The following is a 24,078-nucleotide window of genomic DNA, read 5'->3' as shown; positions in this document are numbered from 1 at the left end:
GCTCACGTCCTTTAACCGAAGAAGTTCCGTACGTGCTCCAGACCGTCGACCAGTGCGTCGATCTCGGCCGGCGTGGAGTACAGATAGAACGACGCTCGCGTGGTCGCAGGAATTCCGTAGCGCAGGCAGACGGGCCGCGCGCAGTGGTGGCCGACGCGGACCGCGATGCCCTCCTCGTCGAGGACCTGGCCCACGTCGTGCGGGTGGATGTCGCCGAGCGTGAAGGAGATCGCCGCGCCCCGGTCCTCGGCCGTGGTGGGGCCGATGATCTTCAGGTCGGGGACGTCCAGCAGGCGCTTCACCGCGTACTCGGTCAGCGCGTGCTCATGGGCGAGGATCTTGTCCATGCCGATCGCCGACAGGTAGTCGATCGCCGCTCCCAGGCCTACCGCCTGTGCGATCGGCGGGGTGCCCGCCTCGAACTTGTGCGGGGCGGGGGCGTACGTCGACGAGTGCATCGACACGGTCTCGATCATCTCGCCGCCGCCCAGGAACGGGGGCAGGTCTTCGAGCAGCTCCTGGCGGCCCCAGAGGACGCCGATGCCGGTCGGGCCGCACATCTTGTGGCCGGTGAAGGCCACGAAGTCGGCCTGGAGGGCCTGGACGTCCAGCGGCATGTGCGGGGCGGCCTGCGAGGCGTCGATCAGGACCAGGGCCCCGACCTCCTGCGCGCGGCGCACGATCTTCTCGACCGGGTTGACCGTGCCGAGGATGTTGGAGACCAGCACGAAGGAGACGATCTTCGTCTTCTCGGTGATGATCTCGTCTATGTTCGACAGGTCGAGTCGGCCGTCGTCCGTGAGGCCGAACCACTTCAGCTTCGCGCCCGTGCGCTGCGAGAGCAGCTGCCACGGCACGATGTTGGAGTGGTGCTCCATCTCCGTGATGACGATCTCGGTCTCGTGGTCCACGCGGTAGGGCTCGTCGGCCCAACCCAGCATGTTGGCAACGAGGTTGAGCGACTCCGAGGCGTTCTTGGTGAAGATCACCTCGTCGCGGGAGGGCGCGTTGATGAACGCGGCGACCTTGTCCCGCGCGCCCTCGTACAGCGCCGTGGCCTCCTCGGCGAGCACATGCACACCGCGGTGGACGTTGGCGTTGTAGCGCTCGTAGTACTCGTTCAGGGCGTCCAGCACCTGGCGCGGCTTCTGCGAGGTCGCCGCGTTGTCCAGGTACACGAGCTTCTTACCGTCGTGGACCGTGCGGTCCAGGATGGGGAAGTCCTTGCGGATCGCCTCGTCAAGTAGTTGAGATGTACCTGTGAGGAGGCCCGGCGTCTGTGTCACGCGGATACGCCACCCTTCGTGGTGTAGGCCTCGTAGCCCTCGTTCTCCAGCTTGTCGGCGAGCTCGGCGCCGCCGGACTCGACGATCTTGCCGCCGGAGAAGACGTGCACGAAGTCGGGCTTGATGTAGCGCAGGATGCGCGTGTAGTGCGTGATCAGCAGGGTGCCTACCTCGCCGGTCTCGCGGACGCGGTTGACGCCCTCGGAGACGACGCGCAGGGCGTCGACGTCCAGGCCGGAGTCGGTCTCGTCGAGGATCGCGATCTTCGGCTTGAGCAGCTCCAGCTGAAGGATCTCGTGGCGCTTCTTCTCGCCGCCGGAGAAGCCCTCGTTGACGTTGCGCTCGGCGAAGGAGGGGTCCATGGAGAGGCGCTCCATGGTCTCCTTGACCTCCTTCACCCAGGTACGCAGCTTGGGGGCCTCGCCGCGGATGGCGGTGGCGGACGTACGCAGGAAGTTGGAGACCGACACACCGGGGACCTCGACCGGGTACTGCATCGCCAGGAAGAGGCCCGCGCGGGCGCGCTCGTCGACGGACATCTCCAGGACGTCCTCGCCGTCGAGGGTGACGGTGCCGCCGGTGATCGTGTACTTGGGGTGACCCGCGAGCGAGTAGGCGAGGGTCGACTTGCCGGAGCCGTTCGGGCCCATGATGGCGTGGGTCTCGCCCTGCTTCACGGTGAGGTCGACGCCCTTGAGGATCTCCTTCGTGGCGTTGTCGGCCTCGACGGTGACGTGCAGGTCGTGGATTTCAAGCGTTGCCATGGGTTCCTCAGGACTCCTGGTTGAGGGAGGCGCGTACGTCAACGAGGACGCTGCCCCCTTCGATCTTTACGGGGTAAACGGGTACGGGGCGGGTGGCGGGGAGGCCGGACGGCTTGCCGGTGCGCAGGTCGAACGCGGAGCCGTGCAGCCAGCACTCGATCTGGCAGTCCTCGACCTCGCCCTCGGAGAGCGAGACGTTCGCGTGCGAGCAGATGTCGTTGATCGCGAACACCTCTCCCGCGGTACGGACGACCGAGACCGGCGTGCCGTCGAGTTCCACCCGCTTCGGGGTGTCCTCCTCCAGCTCGCTCAGCCCACAGGCACGTACGAACGACATCAGACCGACGCCTCCAGCTCCGCGTCGATCTTCTCCAGCAGGCGCTCCTGGATGTCGGCGACACCGATCTGCTGGACCAGTTCGGCGAAGAAGCCGCGGACCACCAGGCGTCGGGCCTCGTCGGCGGGGATGCCGCGGGCCATCAGGTAGAAGAGCTGCTCGTCGTCGAAGCGGCCGGTCGCGGAGGCGTGTCCGGCGCCGACGATCTCGCCGGTCTCGATCTCCAGGTTCGGCACGGAGTCGACGCGGGCGCCGTCGGTCAGCACGAGGTTGCGGTTCATCTCGTAGGTGTCGGTGCCCTCGGCGGTGGCCTCGATGAGCACATCGCCGATCCACACCGCGTGGGCGCCCTCGCCCTGGAGCGCGCCCTTGTAGACGGCGTTGGACTTGCAGTGCGGGACGTTGTGGTCGACCAGGAGGCGGTGTTCCTGGTGCTGGCCGGCGTCCGTGAAGTACAGGCCGAACAGCTCGGCCTCGCCGCCGGGTCCGGCGTAGGCCACGCGCGGGTGCAGTCGTACGACATCGCCGCCGAAGGTGACGACGAACGACTTGAAGGTGGCGTCCCGGCCGATCAGGGCGTTGTGCTGGGCCACGTGCACGGCCTTGTCGTCCCAGTCCTGGACGGAGACGACGGTCAGCTTGGCGCCGTCGCCCAGGATGTAGTCGACGTTGGCGGCGAGGACCGTGTCACCGGTGTGGTCGATGACGACGACGGCCTCGGCGAAGGCTCCCAGCTCGACGACCTGGTGGCCGTAGGCGACCCCGCCCTCGCCGTGCACGACGATGCGGATCGGCTCGGTCAGGACCGTGTCCTTGGGGACGGTGACGACCGAGGCCTTCTCGAAGGACGAGTAGGCCTGCGCGGCCACGCGGTCCACCGGGGTGCCGGCCTTGCCGAGCCGCGCGTCGTCACGGCCGACGGTCTCCACGATGACCCCCTCGGGGGCCCCGATGGCGACCTTCACGCCGTCGCCGGTGGCGACCGCGGTGCCGTCGTGCAGCCCGCGCAGGCGCTCCAGCGGGGTGAACCGCCACTCCTCCTCACGGCCGTGGGGGACCGGGAAGTCCGCCACGTCGAAGGAGGGGGGCGCGCTCATGCGCGTGGCGACGGTCGACTCGGCGGCCACCGCGATCGATCCGGCGGTGGTGGAGGACCCCACCGTGGAGTTCTGAGCCTCAGCCATGGCTGTCGTAGTGCTCGCTTTCTGAAGTCAAGAAATGTGCTGACCGGTGGGCGGGGTCAGCCGACCGAACCTTCCATTTGCAGCTCGATCAGCCGGTTGAGTTCGAGCGCGTACTCCATCGGCAGCTCCTTGGCGATCGGCTCGACGAAGCCGCGCACGATCATCGCCATCGCCTCGAACTCGGTCAGACCGCGGCTCATCAGGTAGAAGAGCTGGTCCTCGGAGACCTTGGAGACGGTCGCCTCGTGGCCCATGGAGACGTCGTCCTCGCGGACGTCGACGTACGGGTACGTGTCGGAGCGGGAGATCGTGTCGACGAGCAGCGCGTCGCACAGCACGTTCGACTTGGAGCCGTGGGCGCCCTCGCCGATCTCGACAAGACCGCGGTAGGACGTACGACCGCCACCACGCGCCACGGACTTCGACACGATGTTGGACGACGTGTTCGGCGCCATGTGGACCATCTTGGAGCCGGCGTCCTGGTGCTGGCCCTCGCCCGCGAAGGCGATGGAGAGGGTCTCGCCCTTGGCGTGCTCGCCCATCAGGTAGACGGCCGGGTACTTCATCGTCACCTTGGAGCCGATGTTGCCGTCGATCCACTCCATGGTGGCGCCCTCGTAGGCGACGGCGCGCTTGGTGACCAGGTTGTAGACGTTGTTCGACCAGTTCTGGATGGTCGTGTAGCGGCAGCGGGCGTTCTTCTTGACGATGATCTCGACGACCGCGGAGTGCAGCGAGTCCGACTTGTAGATCGGCGCCGTACAGCCCTCGACGTAGTGCACATAGGCGCCCTCGTCGACGATGATCAGGGTCCGCTCGAACTGGCCCATGTTCTCCGTGTTGATGCGGAAGTAGGCCTGGAGCGGGATCTCGACCTGGACGCCCTTGGGCACGTAGATGAACGAACCGCCGGACCACACCGCGGAGTTCAGCGACGCGAACTTGTTGTCGCCGACCGGGATGACGGTGCCGAAGTACTCCTTGAAGAGCTCCGGGTGCTCCTTCAGCGCGGTGTCGGTGTCGAGGAAGATGACGCCCTGCTCCTCCAGGTCCTCACGGATCTGGTGGTAGACGACCTCGGACTCGTACTGGGCCGCGACACCGGCGACGAGGCGCTGCTTCTCCGCCTCGGGGATGCCGAGCTTGTCGTACGTGTTCTTGATGTCCTCGGGCAGGTCCTCCCAGGACTCCGCCTGCTTCTCCGTGGAGCGCACGAAGTACTTGATGTTGTCGAAGTCGATGCCGGAGAGGTCGGAGCCCCAGTTCGGCATGGGCTTCTTCTCGAACAGGCGCAGGCCCTTGAGGCGGAGCTTGGTCATCCACTCCGGCTCGCTCTTCTTGCCGGAGATGTCCCGGACGACGTCCTCGTTGATGCCGCGCTTGGCGGAGGCACCGGCCACGTCGGAGTCGGCCCAGCCGTATTCGTACGTACCCAGACCCTCAAGCTCGGGGTGGGCAGTCTCCTCGATGGGGAGCGTCATGCGGGGTTCCTCCCGGCGTTACTTGCAGATGCGATGTGTGGATCAGAAACGGTCTTGGAATTCTTTGGGATGAACGTGGTGCACACACCGTCGCCGTGGGCGATGGTCGCCAGTCGCTGGACATGGGTGCCGAGCAGCTGGGAGAAGAGTTCTGTCTCCGCCTCGCACAGTTGCGGGAACTGCTCGGCGACATGGGCGACCGGACAGTGGTGCTGGCAGAGCTGCTCACCTACCGGTGCGCTACGCGCCGTAGCAGCGTACCCGTCCGCGCTCAAGGCCTTGGCCAGCGCTTCCGCGCGGTTCTCGGGTGCGGCGGCCTCGACGGCCTCGCGGTACGCGATGGCCTGGGCGGCCATGCGGTCGCGGGCGAAGGCGACGACCGCCTCGTCCCCGCCGCTGTGCGCGGCGATCCAGCGCAGCGCGTCCGCGGCGAGCTTGTCGTAGGACTGGTCGAAGGCGTCGCGCCCGCAGTCGGTGAGGGCGAACACCTTGGCGGGGCGGCCGCGCGTACGCGCGCCGTAGACCCGTTGCTCACGTGCTTCCACGACGTCGTCGACGACGAGCGCGTCGAGATGACGGCGTACGGCGGCCTGGGTCAGCCCCAGCCGGCCCGCGAGGTCGGTCACGGTCGACGGGCCGTGGTCCAGGATGGAGCGCGCGACTCGGTTGCGGGTGGACCGCTCACCGGTCGCGAGTTCCTCCTGCGGAGCCTCGCCAACGTTTTTCACAACGCCATTGTTGCGTAATTCCTCAGAGGCAGGCAACCCGCGTCCCGGCCAGCCGGCGGTGCGCTGCGTCACTTAGGTATACCTAATCTGACCTGCGGAAACGATCTTTGATCGATCAATCGGGTGGCGCCGCCGCCCCCCTTCCGGGAGACTCCACGACCATGCCCGCACCCCCTCCCACCGGCCCACTTGTCACCCGGGACACACTCGCCGCCAACCTGCGCGAGGTGGGCGTGCGCCCCGGCGAGATCCTCCTCGCGCACACCTCCCTGAGCTCCCTCGGATGGGTCTGCGGAGGCGCCGTGTCGGTCGTCCAGGGCCTCCTCGACGTACTCGGCCCGACCGGCACCCTGGTCGTCCCCACCCAGACCGGCGACCTCTCGGACCCGGCCCACTGGGGAAACCCGCCGGTCCCCCGCGCCTGGTGGGACCCCATCCGCGCCTCCATGCCGTCCTACGACCCCCTCGTCACGCCCTCGCGCGGTGTGGGCGTCGTCCCGGAGACCGTGCGCACCTGGCCCGGCGCCCTGCGCTCCGCGCACCCGCAGACCTCCTTCGCGGCGATCGGCCCGCACGCCGCCGAGATCCTCGAAGGCCACGCCCTCGACTGCCGGCTCGGCGAGCGCAGCCCGCTGGCCCGCCTGGAGGGCTTCCACGCGCGCGTGCTGCTGCTCGGCGCGGGCTACGACACCTGCACCAGCTTCCATCTCGCCGAGTACCGCGTCCCGTCCCCGCTTGTCGAACTCGGCCGCCCCGGCCCGGACGGCTGGGAGACGGTGACCGAGGTGTCGATCTCCTCCGACCGCTTCGACGAACTGGGCCACGACTTCGAACGGGACCGTTCCGTCGTACGGGGAAAGGCGGGCGCGGCCGACGTGCGGCTGTTCCCGGTGGGCGACGCCGTGGCCTACGCCGAGCGGTGGCTGCCCCTGCACCGTCCCCGTGAGGAGGAGATCCTGCACCCGCCCGTCTGAACCGCAGATCGCGTACCTAGACTCGGGCCCATGCGAAGTGAGCCCGTGCTCCAGGTCCAGGCCCTGGTGAAGCGGTACGGCACGAAGACCGCGGTGAACGGCCTCGACCTGGTGGCCGAATCGGGCATCACCGCCGTACTCGGACCCAACGGGGCGGGCAAGACGACCACGGTCGAGACCTGCGAGGGGTACCGGAAGCCGGACTCCGGCACGGTGCGCGTCCTGGGCCTCGACCCGGTCCGCGAGTCCGCCGCACTGCGCCCCAGAATCGGCGTGATGCTCCAGTCCGGCGGCGTCTACTCGGGCGCCCGCGCCGACGAGATGCTCCGCCACATCGCCAAGCTGCACGCGCACCCGCTGGACGTGGACGCCCTCATCGAGCGCCTGGGTCTTGCCAGTTGCGGCCGAACGACGTACCGCCGACTGTCCGGGGGCCAGCAGCAGCGCCTCGCGCTGGCGATGGCCGTCGTGGGCCGCCCCGAACTGGTCTTCCTGGACGAGCCGACCGCCGGGCTCGACCCGCAGGCCCGCCGCGCCACCTGGGACCTCGTCCGCGACCTCCGCGCGGACGGCGTCTCCGTCATCCTCACGACCCACCACATGGACGAGGCCGAGCAGCTCGCCGACGACGTCGCGATCATCGACGCCGGCCAGGTCATCGCGCACGGCTCCCCCGAGGAGCTGTGCCGCGGCGGCGCCGAGAACACCCTCCGCTTCACCGGCCGCCCCGGCCTCGACGTCGGCTCCCTCCTGAAGGCCCTCCCGGCCGACTCCACAGCCGCCGAACTGACCCCGGGCTCCTACCGCGTCGGCGGCAAGGTCGACCCGCAACTGCTCGCCACGGTCACCTCGTGGTGCGCGCAGCACGGGGTGATGCCGGAGAAGATCTCGGTCGAACGGCACACCCTGGAGGACGTTTTCCTGGAGCTGACCGGCAAGGAGCTGCGTTCATGACCACGACTGTTCCGGGGACGTACACCCCGCGGCCCGGGGCGGCCCCGCTCCCCCGCATGATCGCGGCGCAGGCGGCCCTCGAAACGAAGATGCTCCTGCGCAACGGCGAACAGCTTCTGTTGACGGTGGTCATCCCCACCCTCCTGCTGGTGCTCTTCAGCTCGGTGGACATCGTCGACACCGGCAAGGGCAAGTCCGTCGACTTCCTCGCGCCCGGCATCCTGGCGCTCGCCGTGATGTCTACGGCGTTCACGGGCCAGGCCATCGCGACGGGCTTCGAGCGCCGTTACGGTGTCCTCAAGCGCCTCGCGTCCTCCCCGCTGCCCCGCTGGGGTCTGATGACCGCGAAGACGGCGTCGGTGCTCGTCACGGAGGTCCTCCAGATCGTCCTGCTGACGGCGATCGCGTTCGCGCTGGGCTGGTCCCCGCACGGCAACCCCTTCGCCGTGCTCCTCCTGCTGGTCCTCGGCACAGCGGCCTTCTCGGGCCTCGGCCTCCTGATGGCGGGCACCCTGAAGGCGGAGGCCACGCTGGCCGCCGCGAACCTGGTGTTCCTGCTGCTGCTGGTCGGCGGCGGGGTCATCGTGCCGATGGACAAGTACCCGTCGGGGGTGCAGGACGTGCTCGGGCTCCTGCCCATCTCCGCCCTCTCGGACGGGCTGCGGGACGTGCTCCAGCACGGGGCCGGGATGCCGTGGGGCGACCTGGGGATCCTGGGCGTGTGGGCGGTCGTGGGGCTGGCGGCGGCAGGCGCCTTCTTCCGCTGGGAGTAGGTCCCGTGCTCCGGCGCCGGGGACCCTCGTGAAAGCGTGCACAAGCACCCCCCTACGATGGTCCCCGTGCCAAACGTGACCCGCGCCGATGTCGTAGCCGCCGCGCGCAACCCCCTCGCCTTCATCGCCGCACGCTGGACCCCGGATCCCCGGACGGTTCAGCGGGCGGCTCTCGCCGCGCTCGTCATGTCGGTGGTCATCGTGGTCACCGGCGGTGCCGTGCGGCTGACGGGCTCCGGGCTCGGCTGCCCGACCTGGCCCAAGTGCACGGACGACTCGCTGACCACGACCAGCGCGATGGGCTTCCACGGAGCCATCGAGTTCGGCAACCGCATGCTGACGTACGTGCTGTGTGCCGCCGTCGGCTGGGCGATCATCGCCGCGCGCTCGGAGAAGCCGTACCGCCGCTCCCTCACCCGCCTTGGCTGGGCGCAGTTCTGGATCGTGATGAGCAACGCGATCCTCGGCGGGATCGTGGTCCTTGTCGGCCTCAACCCGTACACGGTCGCGGCCCACTTCCTGCTTTCCTCGGCGCTGATCGCGGTCGCCACGCTGATGTGGCAGCGCAGCCGGGAGGGCGACGCGGAGTCCAAGCCGCTGGTCGGCAAGGCCGTGCAGCAGCTGGTGTGGTTCCTGGTCACCGCCTCCGTGCTGCTGATCGCGGTCGGCACGGTGGTGACCGGCGCGGGTCCGCACGCGGGTGACTCCAAGGAGGTCGACCGGATCCCGATCGACTGGGAGACGGTCGCCAAGCTGCACGCGGTGCTCGCCTGGATCGTGGTCACGCTGACGTTCGCCCTGTGGTTCGTCCTCAAGGCGGTCGACGCTCCCAAGGGCCCCCTGGACCGCACCCGCGAGCTGTTCCTGATCCTGCTCTCGCAGGGTGTCGTCGGCTACGTCCAGTACTTCACGAACCTCCCCGAGGCCCTGGTCGCCGTCCACATGCTCGGCTCCTGCCTGGTGTGGATCGGGGTGCTGCGGGTGCTGCTGTCGCTGCGCGAGCGGCCGGAGGTCGTGGCGGACCTGCCGGGACCGTCGGTGGAGCAGTCGTTGCCCACGCGCGCGTGAGGCATCACCCGTAACGCGTGACCAGGTCGTCGATCGCCGGGCCCAGGTAGGCCCGGGTCAGCTCGGCGCGGCGGTCCGGCCAGCCCTCTTCAGGGGAAGGGGACGGCACCGTTTCGTCGTAACGCCGCCGTACGACGTCCTCCACGACCTCCACCGGGGCGCCGAGCGAGGGCAGCAGGTCGAGGGCCTCGCGCTTGGTGATCAGGCGGCCGTCCCGGCGGGTGACGGTCGCGCGGGCGAAGGTGGTCAGGCCCACGTCGACCCAGATGTCCTGGAGCCAGAGCTGTGGCTTGTCCACGGCCGGTCGCCAGTAGTCCCGCTGGTCCCGTACGACGAACTCGGCCAGTTCCTTGTCGGTCACCGCCGGCAGCAGTTCCTTCGGTGGTCCGCCCTGCAACACCCGCCCGAATTCGTGCAGTTCACGCCGGGTGACGGGGGTGACGGGCCGGCGGGTGACGTGGTCGTGCGCCCAGGTGAGATGGCGCTGGTTCGGGGCGTCCTGGGTTCCCGGGGCGAGGTAGCTGCAGTGCAGCCGGACGGCGAGGGGGTCGGTGCGCAACCCCCGGTGCAGGGCGACGAGTTGGCGGGCGGTGCTGGGCTTGAGGGGATGGTCGAGGATGGCTATCAGGTCCAGGTCGCTGCGGCCCTCCTGGTAGTCGCCCCCGGCGAGCGAACCGTGGGCCCACACGGCGACGGGCTTCAGGGGGGCCAGTTCGGTCAGGAAGCGGTCGAGCAACGCGTCGGTCGGCATGGGCCCAGTCTGTACAGCTCACTCCAGCCCGTACACCCGTTTGGCGTTGCCGACCGCGATCAGTCCCGCGACCCGCTGCGCGTCGGCCAATGACCAGGCGCCCTCGGCGACCCAGTTGCCGAGCACCCGCCCGAGCGCCTCGCGGAACAACCGGGCGCCCACGACGTGCAGTTCGGGCAGTCCGTGGGCCCCGCTGGAGAAGAGGATCTTGCCGAAGGGGGCCAGCTCCAGGATCTCGGCGAGCACGGTCGCGGCGCGGGCGCCGGTGCGGACGAGGGCGGCGCCCGAGTCGGCGTAGACGTGCGGGAAGACACCGGCGAGATGGGCCGCGTGCCGGTGGTACTGGTAGCTGTGCAGCAGGACCAGGTCGGTGCCGAGCCCGGCCGTCGCGCGCACGAAGTCGGTGAGCAGGACGGGGTCGGTGCGGTCGATGCGCAGTCCCGGTTCGCCCAGTCCCGCGTGGAGCTGGAGGGGCAGCCCGGACGCCACGGCGATCCACAGCAGGTGGCGTAGCAGCACGGGATCGCTGAGCGCCCCGCCGACCCTGCGGCCGGCCAGCCAGCGGCCCGCCGCGCCCCGGACCTCGCCCGGGCCGGGGGGTTCGGGCGCGAGCGCGAGGCCGTGCCGTACGCCCGCCACGGAGGTGAAGGCCACCGCGCCGGCCGCGGCGCCGTGCACCGACTCGGCGAGGTTGGCGAGGAAGGACTCGACGGTGCCCGAGGTGTCGGCGACCTGTTCGGCGAGGAGTTCGAGGCGGACGATCTCCCGCGCGTCCGCCTGGCCTGCCGTCGCCATCTCGGCGGGTCCGGTGAGGTCGCCGGGCAGGCCCGTGTCGATCAGATACGTCGTGATGCCACTGCCGCGCAGCAGCCTGCGGCCCGCTTCCAGTACGCCGAGTTCACGGCGCCGGGCGAGATAGCGGGCGGGCGGGCAGTGCGGTTCCAGGCCGAGCAGGGGTGGGCACCAGCGTCGTACGGCGAATCCGGTCTGGGTGTCGAAGAGGGTGGTGCCGGGGGCGGGTGGGCCCTCGGTGCGGGCGAGTTGGGCCTCGAAGGTGCCGAGGCCCAACTCCGTTCTCAGTACGCCGTGGCAGTACTGGTCCACGAGGGACGGCGTTTCGATCATCCGGGCTCCCCGTGCAGTTGACCGCGTCGCTTGTACGGGGCCTAACGGGTGAACCCAGGTTCAGGTGTTGGTGCCGCACACCCCGTGTGAGGGCGCCACGGGGAGGGGGTGCGGGTTCATCAGCGATCGACGGTCCGTGGGGGCTGGTCGCGCTCACGCGGCGGAGCCGCAAATCGATACAGCCCCGCGCCCCCTACGGGGCGCTATCCGCCGAGTTGGATACCAGCCATCCGCTTCCACTCGTACCGCCCCGTCGTCACCTTCATCGCGAACTCGCCGTCGAAGTCCTCGTGGACGGTGATGCCGGACTTCTCCACGGCCTGCTGGGCGATCTCGTAGGTCGTCGCCACCAGGTCGCCCCAGCCGCCGTCCTCGCCGACCAGGACGATGCGGGCGCCGCGTTCCCCGATGTACGCGATCTGGCCCTCGGCCCCGCCGTGCGCCTTGGCGAAGGTGCCGATCTGCTTGGCGAGGCGGGCCACCTGGCGCTCGGCCTTCGCGTCAACCTGCTGCGTGTCTGCCATGGCCAGGATGCTACCGACGGGTAGGCCGAACGGCGACGGGCGGGGGGAGTGACTCCCGCCTCAGGGCTATCGCAGGAAGGGGTCGACCGCGATCGCCACGAAGAGGATCGACACGTAGGTGATCGACCAGTGGAAGAGCCGCATCTCCTTGAGCTTGCCGCCCGTCACCTCGGCCTTGGCGCGGTTCTGGAGGCCGTGGGCCTCCCAGAGCCAGAAGCCGCCGGCCAGCAGCGCGACCAGGGTGTAGAACCAGCCGGTGTAGCCGAGGGGGGTGAGGAGAAGGGAGACCGCGACCATGACCCAGCTGTAGATCACGATCTGCCGGGCGACGACCTTGTTGGAGGCGACGACCGGGAGCATCGGAACGCCCACGCGCGCGTAGTCGTCGCGGACCTTCATGGAGAGCGGCCAGTAGTGCGGCGGCGTCCAGAAGAACATGACGAGGAAAAGAATAATCGGGGCCCAGGACATGGAGTCGGTGACCGCGGACCAGCCGATGAGGACCGGGAGGCAGCCGGCGATTCCGCCCCACACGATGTTCTGCGAGGTACGTCGTTTGAGGATCATCGTGTAGACGACGACGTAGAAGAGGAGCGCTCCGAGGGCGAGCCACGCGGACAGCCAGTTGACGGTCAGGCCGAAGAGGAGTGTCGAGACGACGGCGAGGCTGATGCCGAAGACGAGGCACTCGCGGGGGCTGACCATGCCGGTCACGAGGGGGCGCTGCGAGGTGCGGTCCATGAGCGCGTCGATGTCGCGGTCGATGTACATGTTGAGCGCGTTCGCGCCGCCGGCGGAGAGAAAGCCGCCGAGGCAGGTGAGGAGGACCAGCTTGAGGTCGGGCACACCCTGCTGGGCCAGGAACATCACCGGAACGGTGGTGATCAGCAGCAGCTCGATGATCCGCGGCTTGGTCAGCGCCACGAACGCCATGACCCGGGCCCCGATCGGCCGCCGGCTCGGGCTCTGACTCGCCCCGACAATCCCCGCTGGACGGGATTCAACGGCCGTCACGCACACCCCTGACAGAGACATCCCAGCAAGCCTCCGGGTGTGAACTCCCCGTGACGGCTCGCGCGTACCACGCCACTGTAGACGTTGCCCAGACCCGGACATTCGCGGGGGTGGGGTCGTGTTGGGCACCGCCTCCGGAAGAGCTGATCAGCACTCTGTTGAGCACTCGAACGAGCACCTCCGTATTCAGTTGCCGAATGCGGAACGGACCGGTCGGGAGGCGGATCCCCGAGAGTCCCGGCAGTCTGGAATGACTCGAAAAAATGCACGTTCTTACGGGGGTAGGCTCGACAACGGCCGGTGGGCGCCGCGTGCACCGGCATTCGACATGCGTGACATGTGGAGAGGAGCCCTGACCCAGGGTGAGCACCAAGCCGACCACAACAGACCTCGACTGGACCGAGTTGGACCAGCGCGCGGTGGACACCGCGCGCGTCCTGGCAGCCGATGCCGTACAGAAGGTCGGTAACGGCCATCCCGGTACGGCGATGAGCCTGGCCCCGGCCGCGTACACCCTCTTCCAGAAGGTGATGCGCCACGACCCCGCCGACGCCGACTGGGTGGGACGCGACCGGTTCGTCCTGTCCGCCGGTCACTCGTCCCTGACCCTCTACACGCAGCTCTACCTGGCCGGTTTCGGCCTGGAGCTGGCCGACCTCGAAGCGTTCCGTACATGGGGCTCCAAGACTCCGGGGCACCCCGAGTACGGGCACACCACCGGTGTGGAGACGACGACCGGCCCGCTGGGCCAGGGTGTCGCCAACGCCGTGGGCATGGCCATGGCCGCCCGCTACGAGCGCGGCCTGTTCGACCCGGACGCCCCGCAGGGCGAGTCGCCGTTCGACCACTTCATCTACGCGATCGCCGGTGACGGCTGTCTCCAGGAGGGCATCTCCGGCGAGGCGTCCTCGCTCGCCGGCCACCAGGAGCTCGGCAACCTGATCCTCCTGTGGGACGACAACCACATCTCCATTGAGGGCGACACGGAGACGGCCGTCTCCGAGGACACCGTCAAGCGCTACGAAGCGTACGGCTGGCACGTCCAGCGCGTGGCCCCGAAGCCGGACGGCGACCTGGACCCGCACGCCATCTACAACGCCATCGAGGCCGCGAAGAAGGTGACGAACAAGCCGTCGTTCATCGCGATGCGCTCGATCATCGCCTGGCCCGCGCCGAACGCGCAGAACACCGAGGCCGCGCACGGCTCGGCGCTCGGCGCCGACGAGGTCGCGGCCACCAAGCGCGTTCTGGGCTTCGACCCGGAGAAGTCCTTCGACGTCTCCGACGACGTCCTCAAGCACACCCGTCAGGCGCTGGAGCGGGGCCGCGAGGCGAAGGCCGCGTGGGAGCCGTCGTACCAGGAGTGGCGCACCGACAACCCGGAGCGCGCCGCCGAGTACGACCGCATCGCCGCGGGCGAGCTGCCGGCCGGCTGGGAGGACTCCCTTCCGATGTTCGAGGCGGGCAAGGGTGTCGCCACCCGTGCCGCGTCCGGCAAGGTGCTCCAGGCGCTCGGCGCGGTCATCCCGGAGCTGTGGGGCGGCTCGGCCGACCTCGCGGGCTCGAACAACACGACGATCGACAAGACGTCGTCGTTCCTCCCGGCGGACAACCCGCTGCCGGAGGCGAACCCGTACGGCCGCACGATCCACTTCGGCATCCGCGAGCACTCCATGGCCGCGGAGATGAACGGCATCACGCTGCACGGCAACACCCGTGTCTACGGCGGTACGTTCCTCGTCTTCTCCGACTACATGCGCAACGCGGTCCGTCTCTCCGCGCTGATGCACGTACCGGTGACGTACGTGTGGACGCACGACTCCATCGGCCTCGGCGAGGACGGCCCCACGCACCAGCCGGTCGAGCACCTGGCCTCGCTGCGCGCCATCCCGGGCCTGAACGTGATCCGCCCGGCCGACGCCAACGAGACCGCGATCGCCTGGCGCGAGGTCCTGCGCCGCTACACCAAGGTCTACGGCGAGGGTGCCCCGCACGGCTTCGCGCTGACGCGTCAGGGTGTGCCGACGTACGAGGCCAACGAGGACACCGCCAAGGGCGGCTACGTCCTGTTCGAGGCGTCCACGGGCACGCCCGAGGTGATCCTCATCGGTACCGGTTCCGAGGTGCACCTGGCCGTCGAGGCGCGCGAGCAGCTGGAGGCCTCCGGCGTGCCGACGCGGGTCGTGTCCATGCCGTGCGTGGAGTGGTTCGAGGCGCAGGACAAGGAGTACCGCGACAGCGTGCTGCCGCCGTCGGTCAGGGCGCGGGTCGCGGTCGAGGCCGGGATCGGTCTGACCTGGTACCGGTTCGTCGGGGACGCCGGTCGCATCGTTTCCCTGGAGCACTTCGGGGCTTCCGCCGACGGCAAGGTGCTCTTCCAGGAGTTCGGCTTCACTGCCGAGAACGTGGCTGAGAAGGCCCGGGAATCCATCGCCGCCGCCCAGAGCTGACGCTGACAAACGACACGTAGGAGATGCATTTTCCATGACAGACGCACTCAAGCGCCTCTCTGAAGAAGGCGTCGCGATCTGGCTGGACGACCTGTCGCGCAAGCGGATCACGTCCGGCAACCTCGCCGAACTGATCGACCAGCAGCACGTCGTGGGCGTCACCACCAACCCGTCGATCTTCCAGAAGGCCATCTCGTCGGGCGACGGTTACGAGCAGCAGCTCACCGACCTCGCCGCCCGCAAGGTGACCGTCGAGGAAGCCATCCGCATGATCACGACGGCGGACGTCCGTGACGCCGCCGACATCCTGCGCCCGGTCTACGACGCGAGCGGCGGCCAGGACGGCCGGGTCTCCATCGAGGTCGACCCGCGCCTGGCGCACAACACGGCGGCGACGATCGCCGAGGCCAAGCAGCTCGCGTGGCTGGTGGACCGCCCTAACACCCTGATCAAGATCCCGGCCACCCGGGCGGGTCTCCCGGCGATCACCGAGGTCATCGGCCTCGGTATCAGCGTCAACGTCACGCTGATCTTCTCGCTGGCGCGCTACCGCGAGGTCATGGACGCGTTCATCAGCGGCCTGGAGAAGGCCAAGGAGCGCGGCCTGGACCTGGCGAAGATCCACTCCGTGGCGTCCTTCTTCGTGTCCCGCGTGGACACCGAGATCGACAAGCGGATCGACGCGCTGGGCACCGACGAGGCCAAGGCCGCCCGCGGCAAGGCCGGTCTCGCCAACGCGCGGCTCGCCTACGAGGCGTACGAGGAGGTCTTCGCGTCGCCGCGCTGGGCCGCCCTCGACAAGGCGCAGGCCAACAAGCAGCGTCCGCTGTGGGCCTCGACCGGCGTCAAGGACAAGGCGTACAAGGACACGCTGTACGTGGACGACCTGGTGGCGTCGAACACGGTGAACACCATGCCGGAGGCCACCCTTGAGGCCACCGACGACCACGGCCAGATCACCGGCAACACCATCTCCGGCACGTACGAGCAGTCGCGCGCCGAGATCGCCGCCGTAGAGGCGCTCGGCATCTCCTACGACGAGGTCGTGCAGTTGCTGGAGGACGAGGGCGTCGAGAAGTTCGAGGCGGCCTGGACCGACCTGCTCAAGTCGACCGAGGCGGAGCTCGCGCGCCTCGCCCCCTCGGAGGGCTGAGACCTTGGCTCCTCACAGCGGTTCCGGAGCGAACCCGCTTCGTGACCCCGCCGACCGACGGCTCCCGCGTATCGCGGGGCCGTCGGGCCTGGTCATCTTCGGCGTCACAGGCGATTTGTCACGCAAAAAGCTGATGCCCGCCGTGTACGACCTCGCCAACCGGGGTCTGCTGCCGCCGGGCTTCTCGCTCGTCGGCTTCGCCCGGCGCGAGTGGGCCCACGAGGACTTCGCACAGGAGGTCCACGACGCGGTCAAGGAGCACTCCCGTACGCCGTTCCGTGAGGAGGTCTGGCAGCAGCTCGTCCAGGGGATGCGCTTCGTCCAGGGCACCTTCGACGACGACGACGCGTTCGAGCGGCTGCGCGACACGATCGACGAGCTGGACAAGGCGCAGGGCACGGGCGGCAACTTCGCCTTCTACCTGTCGGTGCCGCCGCGTTCCTTCCCGGTCGTCATCCAGCAGTTGAAGAAGCACGGCCTCGCCGACCAGGAGAAGGGTTCCTGGCGCCGCGCGGTCATCGAGAAGCCCTTCGGCCACGACCTCAAGTCGGCCGAGGAGCTCAACAAGGTCGTGCACGAGGTGTTCGCCGCGGACCAGGTCTTCCGCATCGACCACTACCTCGGCAAGGAGACCGTCCAGAACATCCTGGCGCTCCGCTTCGCCAACACGATGTTCGAGCCGATCTGGAACCGGTCCTTCGTGGACCACGTGCAGATCACCATGGCCGAGGACATCGGCATCGGCGGCCGGGCCGGCTACTACGACGGCATCGGCGCCGCCCGTGACGTCATCCAGAACCACCTGCTCCAGCTGATGGCGCTGACCGCGATGGAGGAGCCCGCCTCCTTCTCCGCCGACGCGCTGGCCGCCGAGAAGGAGAAGGTGCTCGGCGCGGTACGGCTGCCGAAGGACCTGGGGAAGAACACGGTCCGCGGGCAGTACGCCGAGGGCTGGCAGGGCGGCGAGAAGGCCGTCGGCTACCTCCAGGAAGACGGCATCGACCCGCAGTCGAAGACCGACACCTACGCCGCCATCAAGGTCGAGGTCGACAACCGCCGCTGGGCGGGCGTCCCCTTCTACCTGCGCACCGGCAAGCGCCTGGGCCGCCGCGTCACGGAGATCGCGGTCGTCTTCCAGCGCGCCCCGCACTCCCCCTTCGACCAGACGGCGACGGAGGAGCTGGGCCAGAACGCGATCGTCTTCCGCGTCCAGCCCGACGAGGGCGTCACGGTCCGCTTCGGCTCCAAGGTGCCCGGCACCTCGATGGAGATCCGGGACGTCTCCATGGACTTCGCCTACGGCGAGTCGTTCACGGAGTCCAGCCCCGAGGCGTACGAGCGGCTCATCCTCGACGTCCTCCTCGGCGACTCGAACCTCTTCCCGCGCACCGAGGAGGTCGAGCTGTCCTGGAAGATCCTCGACCCGATCGAGCAGTACTGGGACAAGCACGGCAAGCCCGCGCAGTACCAGTCCGGGACGTGGGGTCCGGTCGAGGCGGACGAAATGCTCGCACGAGAGGGACGGAGCTGGCGCCGGCCATGAAGATAGACCTCACCGACACCACTGCCAGCAAGATCAACAAGGGGCTGGTGAAAGCCCGCCGCGCCATCGGCACCCCGGCCGTCGGCGTGGTGCTCACCCTCGTCGTCGTCACGGACGAGGAGAACGCCTACGACGCCCTGAAGGCCGCCAGCGACGCGTCGCACGAGCACCCCTCCCGCAAGCTCGTCGTCATCAAGCGCGTCTCGCGCTCCCCCCGGGACCGCACCCAGTCCCGCCTCGACGCCGAGGTACGGGTGGGCGCGGACGCGGGCAGCGGCGAGACGGTCGTCCTACGGCTGTACGGCGAGGTCTCCGACCACGCCCAGTCCGTGGTGCTGCCGTTGCTGCTGCCGGACGCGCCGGTGGTCGTCTGGTGGTCGGTGGACGCGCCGCGCGACCCGTCGGCCGACCCGCTGGGCGCCCTCAGCCAGCGCCGGGTCACCGACAGCTACGCGGCGGAGAAGCCCGTCGAGGAGCTGCGGTCCCGCGCCGAGAGCTACCAGCCGGGCGACACCGACCTGGCCTGGGCGCGGATCACCCCGTGGCGTTCGATGCTGGCCGCCGCGCTCGACCAGGTCTCGACGGAGATCGTGTCCGTCGAGGTGGCGGGCGAGGAGTCCAACCCGAGCGTCGAACTGCTCGCGATGTGGCTCGCCGACCGGCTCCACGTGCATGTCCGGCGGGCGGTCTCCGCCGGTCCCGGTCTGACCCAGGTCCGCCTGGAGACGACCGGCGGTCCCATCACGCTGCACCGGTCGGACGGGGCGATGGCCACCCTGGCACTGCCCGGCCAGCCGGACCGCGCGGTGGCGCTCAAGCGCCGCGAGACGTCCGAACTCCTCGCGGAGGAGCTGCGCCGGCTCGACCCGGACGACACCTACGCGTCCGCGCTGCGCTTCGGCGTGGACCGGCTGGGCGGTATCCAGTCGGCGGCGGAGCGGGCGGAAGCGGCGGCCGAACAGCCCGTACCGGCGCTGCCGGTCCGCGCGGTGCCTGAGGTAGCAGAGGTACCGGAGGCGACGCCCGCGTCGGCTCCGGCATCGACATCCGCTGCTACGTCGGCTCCGGCACCGGCTTCCGCTTCGGCGGGCGCGGGTGACGCCGACCGGCCGACCCCCGCGAAGATGCCCCCGGTCAAGAAGCAAGAAGGCTGATCCGCAGTGAGCACTCCCCAGCTCGTCGTCCACCGCGACAAGGAACTGATGGCCCAGGCCGCCGCGGCCCGGCTGATCACGAAGATCGTGGACGCGCAGGCCTCGCGCGGCTACGCCTCGATCGTGCTCACCGGCGGTCGCAACGGCAACGGTCTGCTGGCAGCCCTGGCGGGTCAGCCCGCCCGGGACGCCATCGACTGGGGCCGCCTCGACCTGTGGTGGGGCGACGAGCGGTTCCTGCCCGAGGGCGACCCGGAGCGGAATGTCACCCAGGCCCGTGAGGCGCTGCTCGACGCGGTGCCGCTGGACCCGAAGCGCGTGCACGCCATGCCCGCGTCGGACGGTCTCTACGGCGCCGACGTGGACGCGGCGGCGGCCGGTTACGCCGAGGAACTCGCCCGGTCCGCCGGTCCCGAGAACCACGGCTCCGTGCCGACCTTCGATGTCCTGATGCTGGGCGTCGGCCCGGACACCCATGTGGCGTCGCTCTTCCCGGAGTTGCCCGCCGTACGGGAGACCGAGCGCACGGTCGTCGGTGTGCACGGCGCGCCCAAGCCGCCGCCGACCCGGGTCACCCTGACCCTGCCGGCGATCCGCTCCGCGCGTGAGGTGTGGCTGCTCGCGGCGGGCGCGGACAAGGCGGAGGCAGCGGCGATCGCGCTGTCCGGCGCGGGCGAGATCCAGGCACCGGCCGCCGGCGCCCAGGGCCGCTCGCGCACCCTGTGGCTACTGGACGCGGCGGCGGCCTCACAGCTGCCCCGCGCGCTGTATCCGCCGGCTTCGGCCTGACATCTGCTTGGTGCGGAAGAGCCCGACGGAAGAGCCCGTACGACTTCGGTCGTACGGGCTCTTCGCTGTCTCAACGCCCGCGCAGCTCGCGGTACTTGGCGACCAGGGCCGTCGTCGACGCGTCCAGACCCGGTACGTCCGCGCCTTCGGTGAGGGCGGGTTCGACGCGCTTGGCGAGGACCTTGCCCAGCTCGACGCCCCACTGGTCGAAGGAGTCGATGTTCCAGACCGCGCCCTGGACGAACACCTTGTGCTCGTACAGCGCGATGAGCTGGCCGAGTACCGAGGGGGTCAACTCGCGGGCCAGGATGGTGGTCGTGGGGTGGTTGCCCTTGAAGGTCTTGTGCGGCACGAGTTCTTCGGGGACCCCCTCGGCGCGCACCTCGTCGGGCGTCTTGCCGAACGCCAACGCCTGCGTCTGGGCGAAGAAGTTGGCCATCAGCAGGTCGTGCTGCGCCTTGAGTCCCTCGCTCAGCTCGGCCACCGGCTCGGCGAAGCCGATGAAGTCCGCCGGGATCAACTTCGTACCCTGGTGGATGAGTTGGTAGTAGGCGTGCTGCCCGTTCGTACCGGGCGTGCCCCACACCACCGGGCCCGTCTGCCAGTCGACCTCCTGGCCGTCCCGGCCCACGTACTTGCCGTTCGACTCCATGTCCAACTGCTGTAGATACGCGGTGAACTTGGAGAGGTAGTGGCTGTACGGCAGTACCGCGTGCGACTGCGCGTCGTGGAAGTTGCCGTACCAGACGCCCAACAGGCCGAGCAGCAAAGGCACGTTGGACTCGGCGGGCGCGGTGCGGAAGTGCTCGTCGACGAGGTGGAAACCGTCGAGCATCTCGCGGAAGCGGTCGGGCCCGATGGCGATCATGAGCGACAGCCCGATGGCTGAGTCGTAGGAGTAGCGTCCGCCGACCCAGTCCCAGAACTCGAACATGTTGTCCGTGTCGATGCCGAAGTCCGACACCTTCCCGGCGTTGGTCGACAGCGCCACGAAGTGCTTGGCGACGGCGTCCTGACCGGCCTTCAGTTCGGTGAGCAGCCAGTCGCGGGCGGAGGTCGCGTTGGTGATCGTCTCGATCGTCGTGAACGTCTTCGACGCGATGACGAACAGCGTCTCCGCCGGGTCGAGGTCACGGGTCGCCTCGTGCAGGTCGGCGCCGTCGACGTTCGACACGAACCGGACCGTCAGATCGCGGTCGGTGAAGCTGCGCAGCACCTCGTAGGCCATCGCCGGGCCGAGGTCGGAGCCGCCGATGCCGATGTTGACGATGTTTTTGATGCGCTTGCCGGTGTGGCCGGTCCACTCGCCGGAGCGGACGCGGTCGGCGAAGCCGGCCATCTTGTCGAGGACCGCGTGCACTTGCGGCACGACGTTCTCGCCGTCGACCTCGATCACTGCGTCACGCGGGGCGCGCAGTGCGGTGTGCAGGACCGCGCGGTCCTCCGTCACGTTGATCTTCTCGCCGCGGAACATGGCGTCCCGCAGGCCGAACACGTCCGTGGCGGCGGCCAGCGCGTGCAGCAGCCGCAGGGTCTCGTCGGTGACGAGGTGCTTCGAGTAGTCGAGGTGCAGGTCACCGACCCGGAGCGTGTAGCCGGTGCCGCGTCCGGGATCGGCGGCGAACAGCTCCCGCAGCTTGACCTCGCCCAGCTCCTCACGGTGCTTGGCGAGAGCGGTCCACTCGGGCGTCTGGTTGAGCCTGGTACGGCCGTCTGCGTTCATTGCGACTTCAGCCTTCTTTCCTACCGACCTGGGGGCCGGTTCCAACCTAATTGATCAGCCCGTGGCGTGAGCCGTCGTCGCGCCGTCCTGCGGGGCAACAACAGGTACGTCCGGCTTGACCCCAGGTATCAGTGCGATGACCGACAGGATGAAGAAGGCGGCGGTGAGCAGGGCGGGGGTGTTCAGTCCCCAGGCCTCGGCGGCGGCACCGCCGAGGAGGGCGCCCAGCGGGGCTCCGACAGTGGCCAGGGTACGGAAGGCGGAGCTGACACGACCCAGCATGTCGGTGGGGGTGCGCTGCTGCATCAGCGTGGTCGTGTTGACGTTCCACAGCATGCTCATGAAGCCGAAGACGCCGAGTGCCGCCACCACCGCGATCAGGCTGCGCACGGAGCCCATGACGACAAGGGCGCCGGTCTGCACCAGGCCCGCGAGCAGCACGCTCCGCATCGGGCCGAGGCGGGTGGTGATCCGTCGGGTCACCACTCCCCCGGCCAGGCCGCCGACGGTGAAGGCAGTGGTCGCCGCCGCGTATCCGGCGGTACCGGCGTCCAGCCAGCCGGTCACCAGGACGACCAGGGTGGCGATCAGGGCGCCCATGCCGATGTTGCACAGGGCTGTCGCGGCGCACAGCCCGCGCAGGGGCCGGTCGCGCCACAGGGTGCGCAGCCCGTCGGCGATCTCCCCGCGCAGTGTGCCGCCCGCCGGTCTCGGCGCTCGCTCGGGTGCCCCGGTGCGCAGGGAGGCGACCAGTGCGGCGGCCAGCAGGAAGGTCCCGGCGTCGGCCACGAAGGGAACTGCGGCGCCTGAGGCGATCAGCAGGGGCACCACGGGCGTTCCCATCAGGCCGCCCGCGATCTGCTGCCCGGTCATCAGCCGGGCATTGGCGCTGCCGAGGGCCGCGCGGTCCACAAGGGCCGGCAGCAGGGCCGTCGAGGCGTTGTCGAAGAGCGTCTGGAGTGTGGTCAGTGCGAAGGCCAGCGCGATGAGCAGAAGGATCGAGGCGTGGCCGAGGGCGACTGTCACGGCGAAGGCGGCGACGAGCAGTCCACGGGCCGCGTCCACCGTCCACATCGCGCGCCGCTGGTCCACCCGGTCGGCGACCGCGCCGCCGAGCAGTCCGAAGACGATCCAGGGCAGATAGCCGCAGGCGGTCACGGACGCGATGAGCAGGGGCCGGTCGGTGAGCGAGACGGCGAGCAGCGGCAGAGCCGCACCGCGCAACGCGTCCCCGAACCGGGAGATCACCGCGGCGCTCCACAGCCGCCCGAACCCCCCGCGCCACGCGGGCACATGACTGCCCGTCACCTCGACCGTCGTCACGGCTCCCCCTCACGATTCGCCGATGCACAAACCGTAGAGGGTGCCACTGACAATCGGTCCGGAGGCGGTCGGCCACCGGGGGGCCAAACAGCTCCGGCCAGACACCTTGTGGGCGTCCGGCCGGTTCAACTCCTAGATTTCTCCCCGCAGTTTGGCGAGTGCCTCGGCGAGGATCGCCTCGCCGTCCGCGTCGCTGCGCCGCTCCCGTACATACGCGAGGTGCGTCTTGTAGGGCTCGGTGCGCGGCGGGTCCGGCGGGTTGTCCCGGTCCTGTCCGGCGGGAAAGCCGCAGCGCGGGCAGTCCCAGGTGTCGGGGACCTGCGCGTCGCTGGCGAAGCTGGGCTGCGTCTCGTGCCCGTTGGAGCACCAGAAGGAGATGCGCAGCCGGGGCGCGGACTCGCCACGCTCGGCCTCGCCCATCGGCCCCGCCCCGACCCGGCTTCCACGGATCGCGTTGCCACTTGCCACGGTCGTAACTCCCTGCGTGATGGTGCCGCGAAGCGAGTCGGCGTTTCGCTCCGTTGCGAGCGCCTCAGTCTACGTAAGGCCCAACGCGCGTCCAGTGGTTGGAGTTACAGCCCCTACACCTAGACGCAAGCCCCATGATAGGCCGCGCTCAGCTGCGCGTACCGAACATGGGGCCTTACGTACGGAATGTGCGAAGGAACGTGCGGTCAGCTCGTCTTCATCAGCAGGCCGAGCACGACGATGCAGGTGAACCACAGAAGACCGAGCCCCACGGTGATGCGGTCGAGGTTGCGCTCGGCGACCGAAGAACCACCGACGGACGACGACATGCCGCCACCGAACATGTCGGAGAGACCGCCGCCCTTCCCCTTGTGCATCAGCACCAGCAGCATCAGCAGCAGGCTGAAGACGATCAGGGCGATCGAGAACCCCAAAACCACGGCTGGACCAACTTCCTCGGATTCGGACGGACGACGGGGACATGGCTGTGGAGCCATGTCCCCGCAAGGGTA

The 24,078-nt window shown here is 69.3% G+C and carries 23 protein-coding genes; 9 read left to right on the top strand and 14 right to left on the bottom strand.

Translation table 11 applies throughout. The features are described from left to right. Positions 1-11: 11 nt before the first annotated feature. The 6 genes from ACWIHT_RS18235 to ACWIHT_RS18210 are packed head-to-tail and all read right to left on the bottom strand — an operon-like array spanning position 12 to position 5,780. On the bottom strand, positions 12-1,286 hold the full coding sequence (locus ACWIHT_RS18235) for a cysteine desulfurase (RefSeq protein WP_456169121.1): 1,275 nt from the start codon (positions 1,284-1,286) through the stop codon (positions 12-14). Continuing rightward, positions 1,283-2,050 carry a Fe-S cluster assembly ATPase SufC gene (gene sufC / locus ACWIHT_RS18230; RefSeq protein ID WP_366091799.1) on the bottom strand — a complete coding sequence of 256 codons (768 nt, stop codon included), beginning with the start codon at positions 2,048-2,050 and terminating at the stop codon, positions 1,283-1,285. Before sufC ends, ACWIHT_RS18235 begins: the two co-directional genes overlap by 4 nt. 7 nt (positions 2,051-2,057) lie before the next feature. Further along, complete coding sequence (locus ACWIHT_RS18225) at positions 2,058-2,387, bottom strand: non-heme iron oxygenase ferredoxin subunit (protein ID WP_456169120.1); 330 nt, start codon at positions 2,385-2,387, stop codon at positions 2,058-2,060. After that, positions 2,387-3,571: a Fe-S cluster assembly protein SufD gene (gene sufD, locus ACWIHT_RS18220; RefSeq protein ID WP_456169119.1), complete on the bottom strand. Its 1,185-nt coding sequence runs from the start codon at positions 3,569-3,571 to the stop codon at positions 2,387-2,389. The genes ACWIHT_RS18225 and sufD overlap by 1 nt, the downstream gene beginning before the upstream one ends. Positions 3,572-3,627: 56 nt before the next feature. Further along, positions 3,628-5,052 (bottom strand): Fe-S cluster assembly protein SufB, encoded by a 1,425-nt coding sequence (gene sufB, locus ACWIHT_RS18215; protein WP_033283134.1) that lies wholly within the window; start codon positions 5,050-5,052, stop codon positions 3,628-3,630. Further along, entirely contained in the window at positions 5,049-5,780 is a 732-nt protein-coding gene (locus ACWIHT_RS18210; RefSeq protein ID WP_456169118.1) for a helix-turn-helix transcriptional regulator, read from the bottom strand. The genes sufB and ACWIHT_RS18210 overlap by 4 nt, the downstream gene beginning before the upstream one ends. 161 nt (positions 5,781-5,941) lie before the next feature. Between ACWIHT_RS18210 and ACWIHT_RS18205 the strand changes: the two genes are divergently transcribed. The 4 genes from ACWIHT_RS18205 to ACWIHT_RS18190 are packed head-to-tail and all read left to right on the top strand — an operon-like array spanning position 5,942 to position 9,549. Further along, positions 5,942-6,754 carry an aminoglycoside N(3)-acetyltransferase gene (locus tag ACWIHT_RS18205; protein WP_456169117.1) on the top strand — a complete coding sequence of 271 codons (813 nt, stop codon included), beginning with the start codon at positions 5,942-5,944 and terminating at the stop codon, positions 6,752-6,754. 30 nt (positions 6,755-6,784) lie between these two features. After that, positions 6,785-7,708, top strand: a complete 924-nt coding sequence (locus ACWIHT_RS18200) for an ABC transporter ATP-binding protein (RefSeq protein WP_456169116.1) — start codon at positions 6,785-6,787, stop codon at positions 7,706-7,708. Beyond that, on the top strand, positions 7,705-8,481 hold the full coding sequence (locus ACWIHT_RS18195; protein WP_456169115.1) for an ABC transporter permease: 777 nt from the start codon (positions 7,705-7,707) through the stop codon (positions 8,479-8,481). The genes ACWIHT_RS18200 and ACWIHT_RS18195 overlap by 4 nt, the downstream gene beginning before the upstream one ends. A gap of 57 nt (positions 8,482-8,538) precedes the next feature. Beyond that, a complete protein-coding gene (locus ACWIHT_RS18190; RefSeq protein ID WP_456169114.1) occupies positions 8,539-9,549 on the top strand; it encodes a COX15/CtaA family protein in 1,011 nt (336 codons plus the stop codon). 4 nt (positions 9,550-9,553) lie between these two features. On the opposite strand, the gene ACWIHT_RS18185 is transcribed toward ACWIHT_RS18190, so the two are convergent. The 4 genes from ACWIHT_RS18185 to ACWIHT_RS18170 all read right to left on the bottom strand — a co-directional run bounded on the left by ACWIHT_RS18185 (position 9,554) and on the right by ACWIHT_RS18170 (position 12,969). Beyond that, positions 9,554-10,300: a nucleotidyltransferase domain-containing protein gene (locus ACWIHT_RS18185; protein ID WP_456169113.1), complete on the bottom strand. Its 747-nt coding sequence runs from the start codon at positions 10,298-10,300 to the stop codon at positions 9,554-9,556. An 18-nt stretch (positions 10,301-10,318) separates the two neighbouring features. Next, complete coding sequence (locus tag ACWIHT_RS18180) at positions 10,319-11,425, bottom strand: amidohydrolase family protein (RefSeq protein WP_456169112.1); 1,107 nt, start codon at positions 11,423-11,425, stop codon at positions 10,319-10,321. 203 nt (positions 11,426-11,628) lie between these two features. Next, the gene (locus ACWIHT_RS18175; RefSeq protein WP_456169111.1) at positions 11,629-11,949 is read right to left on the bottom strand and encodes a hypothetical protein; all 321 of its coding nucleotides are present in this window, start codon (positions 11,947-11,949) and stop codon (positions 11,629-11,631) included. Positions 11,950-12,015: 66 nt separating this feature from the next. Next, on the bottom strand, positions 12,016-12,969 hold the full coding sequence (locus ACWIHT_RS18170; RefSeq protein ID WP_456169277.1) for a heme o synthase: 954 nt from the start codon (positions 12,967-12,969) through the stop codon (positions 12,016-12,018). Between the two features lie 356 nt (positions 12,970-13,325). Between ACWIHT_RS18170 and tkt the strand changes: the two genes are divergently transcribed. Genes tkt through pgl form a run of 5 tightly spaced genes read left to right on the top strand, consistent with a single transcriptional unit; the run spans position 13,326 to position 20,052 of the window. Further along, positions 13,326-15,413, top strand: coding sequence for a transketolase (tkt, locus tag ACWIHT_RS18165; RefSeq protein WP_456169110.1), 2,088 nt, complete (start codon positions 13,326-13,328; stop codon positions 15,411-15,413). 34 nt (positions 15,414-15,447) lie between these two features. Next, positions 15,448-16,566 (top strand): transaldolase, encoded by a 1,119-nt coding sequence (gene tal, locus ACWIHT_RS18160; protein ID WP_456169109.1) that lies wholly within the window; start codon positions 15,448-15,450, stop codon positions 16,564-16,566. Positions 16,567-16,570: 4 nt separating this feature from the next. Further along, a complete protein-coding gene (gene zwf, locus ACWIHT_RS18155; RefSeq protein WP_456169108.1) occupies positions 16,571-18,109 on the top strand; it encodes a glucose-6-phosphate dehydrogenase in 1,539 nt (512 codons plus the stop codon). Next, complete coding sequence (gene opcA / locus ACWIHT_RS18150) at positions 18,106-19,263, top strand: glucose-6-phosphate dehydrogenase assembly protein OpcA (protein ID WP_456169107.1); 1,158 nt, start codon at positions 18,106-18,108, stop codon at positions 19,261-19,263. The genes zwf and opcA overlap by 4 nt, the downstream gene beginning before the upstream one ends. Before the next feature lie 6 nt (positions 19,264-19,269). Continuing rightward, positions 19,270-20,052 carry a 6-phosphogluconolactonase gene (pgl, locus tag ACWIHT_RS18145; RefSeq protein ID WP_262062042.1) on the top strand — a complete coding sequence of 261 codons (783 nt, stop codon included), beginning with the start codon at positions 19,270-19,272 and terminating at the stop codon, positions 20,050-20,052. A 70-nt stretch (positions 20,053-20,122) separates the two neighbouring features. Here the strand turns inward: pgl and pgi are convergent, their stop codons facing one another. The 4 genes from pgi to secG form a co-directional block, all read right to left on the bottom strand. After that, positions 20,123-21,775: a glucose-6-phosphate isomerase gene (gene pgi, locus ACWIHT_RS18140; protein ID WP_456169106.1), complete on the bottom strand. Its 1,653-nt coding sequence runs from the start codon at positions 21,773-21,775 to the stop codon at positions 20,123-20,125. 54 nt (positions 21,776-21,829) lie between these two features. Then, the gene (locus tag ACWIHT_RS18135; protein WP_456169105.1) at positions 21,830-23,098 is read right to left on the bottom strand and encodes an MFS transporter; all 1,269 of its coding nucleotides are present in this window, start codon (positions 23,096-23,098) and stop codon (positions 21,830-21,832) included. A gap of 132 nt (positions 23,099-23,230) precedes the next feature. Next, positions 23,231-23,566: an RNA polymerase-binding protein RbpA gene (locus ACWIHT_RS18130; RefSeq protein ID WP_003957010.1), complete on the bottom strand. Its 336-nt coding sequence runs from the start codon at positions 23,564-23,566 to the stop codon at positions 23,231-23,233. A gap of 206 nt (positions 23,567-23,772) precedes the next feature. Further along, complete coding sequence (gene secG / locus ACWIHT_RS18125) at positions 23,773-24,006, bottom strand: preprotein translocase subunit SecG (protein ID WP_200712135.1); 234 nt, start codon at positions 24,004-24,006, stop codon at positions 23,773-23,775. Positions 24,007-24,078 lie beyond the last annotated feature (72 nt).

Source organism: Streptomyces sp. NPDC002276 (genome assembly GCF_053891435.1).
The sequence above is the reverse complement of the archived record's forward strand: the minus strand, read 5'-3'. Positions and strand labels throughout refer to the sequence as shown.

Bases quoted from the DNA above. Each gene is read 5' to 3' on its own strand.
- tal (WP_456169109.1), top strand. From the start codon at position 15,448: ATGACAGACGCACTCAAGCGCCTCTCTGAAGAAGGCGTCGCGATCTGG.
- sufC (WP_366091799.1), bottom strand. From the start codon at position 2,050: ATGGCAACGCTTGAAATCCACGACCTGCACGTCACCGTCGAGGCCGAC.
- ACWIHT_RS18190 (WP_456169114.1), top strand. From the start codon at position 8,539: ATGGTCCCCGTGCCAAACGTGACCCGCGCCGATGTCGTAGCCGCCGCG.
- ACWIHT_RS18225 (WP_456169120.1), bottom strand. From the start codon at position 2,387: ATGTCGTTCGTACGTGCCTGTGGGCTGAGCGAGCTGGAGGAGGACACC.
- pgi (WP_456169106.1), bottom strand. From the start codon at position 21,775: ATGAACGCAGACGGCCGTACCAGGCTCAACCAGACGCCCGAGTGGACC.
- ACWIHT_RS18195 (WP_456169115.1), top strand. From the start codon at position 7,705: ATGACCACGACTGTTCCGGGGACGTACACCCCGCGGCCCGGGGCGGCC.
- ACWIHT_RS18175 (WP_456169111.1), bottom strand. From the start codon at position 11,949: ATGGCAGACACGCAGCAGGTTGACGCGAAGGCCGAGCGCCAGGTGGCC.
- ACWIHT_RS18200 (WP_456169116.1), top strand. From the start codon at position 6,785: ATGCGAAGTGAGCCCGTGCTCCAGGTCCAGGCCCTGGTGAAGCGGTAC.
- sufB (WP_033283134.1), bottom strand. From the start codon at position 5,052: ATGACGCTCCCCATCGAGGAGACTGCCCACCCCGAGCTTGAGGGTCTG.
- opcA (WP_456169107.1), top strand. From the start codon at position 18,106: ATGAAGATAGACCTCACCGACACCACTGCCAGCAAGATCAACAAGGGG.
- sufD (WP_456169119.1), bottom strand. From the start codon at position 3,571: ATGGCTGAGGCTCAGAACTCCACGGTGGGGTCCTCCACCACCGCCGGA.
- ACWIHT_RS18180 (WP_456169112.1), bottom strand. From the start codon at position 11,425: ATGATCGAAACGCCGTCCCTCGTGGACCAGTACTGCCACGGCGTACTG.
- ACWIHT_RS18185 (WP_456169113.1), bottom strand. From the start codon at position 10,300: ATGCCGACCGACGCGTTGCTCGACCGCTTCCTGACCGAACTGGCCCCC.
- ACWIHT_RS18205 (WP_456169117.1), top strand. From the start codon at position 5,942: ATGCCCGCACCCCCTCCCACCGGCCCACTTGTCACCCGGGACACACTC.